This is a genomic window from Pseudochrobactrum lubricantis, assembly GCF_041929865.1.
In the GTDB taxonomy this organism is placed as follows: domain Bacteria; phylum Pseudomonadota; class Alphaproteobacteria; order Rhizobiales; family Rhizobiaceae; genus Pseudochrobactrum; species Pseudochrobactrum saccharolyticum.
This window is the reverse complement of the sequence record NZ_JBHEEE010000059.1, coordinates 1-524: the sequence shown is the minus strand read 5'-3', so window position 1 is coordinate 524 and position 524 is coordinate 1. Positions and strand designations below refer to the sequence as shown.

Genomic DNA, 524 nt, shown 5'->3' with positions numbered 1-524 from the left:
AAGGCCACGATCTGCACAGCCAAAGGTCGTGAACAGCTCTATCTGGATGAAATAGAGAACCGCGCCCGATGCAAAGCGCGAGGCTGCAAAGGTCAGATGCGCATGGCTATGGTTCGGCTGGATGAAATGTCCGGCTTTACCGGAGGGCTGGCATGATGCCAACTTTACGCAGCTTAAGTCATCTTGACCTGCTGCGCCTGACCTGTGGAGGGTGTGGACGGGTCAGAGATATACCGTCGCGATTCATGGCTATGATGTGCGGGGAAGAAACAGAAATACTCACTATGCCACGTCGAATGAGGTGCCATGTCTGCGGTTATCGCGGCATCAGTAGCGTGGATATACTTGCTGGTCAGGTCGATCTGCAAGGATCGTATTTTATTTATCAGGAGGATGACGGTATGAGGAGGCTATTTTGAATGAGGACTCGGCACAATGAGTGATAATACCCCGCCATGGGAAAACAAACCGGCCAAACAGGAGGCACTCTATATCCACTGGTGCATGCATGAAGGCTGCAAAAA

General features: G+C 51.5%; 1 protein-coding gene. It reads left to right on the top strand.

All coding sequences use genetic code 11. The features are described from left to right. Positions 1–152 precede the first annotated feature (152 nt). A complete protein-coding gene (locus JNC80_RS20080) occupies positions 153–419 on the top strand; it encodes a hypothetical protein (protein WP_376711427.1) in 267 nt (88 codons plus the stop codon). Positions 420–524 lie beyond the last annotated feature (105 nt).

Excerpts from the sequence above, each read along its gene's own strand:
- JNC80_RS20080 (WP_376711427.1), top strand. The coding sequence starts at position 153 with ATGATGCCAACTTTACGCAGCTTAAGTCATCTTGACCTGCTGCGCCTG.